The organism is Bartonella sp. TS82HLJMH (assembly GCF_042193495.1).
GTDB classification, from domain to species: Bacteria; Pseudomonadota; Alphaproteobacteria; order Rhizobiales; family Rhizobiaceae; genus Bartonella; species Bartonella grahamii.
Map to the genome: position 1 here is coordinate 1 of NZ_JBHILU010000079.1, position 308 is coordinate 308.

At 35.1% G+C, this 308-nt stretch carries 1 protein-coding gene; it reads right to left on the reverse strand.

The genetic code is table 11. The features are described from left to right. On the reverse strand, positions 1–308 hold a 308-nt coding region (locus ACFIKO_RS09330), incomplete at both ends, for a hypothetical protein (protein WP_375673894.1).

Genomic DNA, 308 nt, shown 5'->3' on the forward strand with positions numbered 1-308 from the left:
ACGTCTATTACATAGCCCCTTTTGTTCGCACCAATTGTAATAGTCCCTGCAGAATCTTGCTTAACAATCATATCAGACAAGATTTTATCAATTTTATTATTAATTTCCTTCTGATACAACCCCCAAACATTTCCCCAACCTGCAAATGCATTATCAACAGCGTTTCCAACCTCATACTTAATAGTATTTCCTATATTAAGTTTAAAATTTGTGAATTCATTTTTTACACCGTTGAATTCATCCTTTACACCTCTGAATGCATTATCTACTCCCCAAAACGCAGAGCCAACATCTCTATACACGTTACC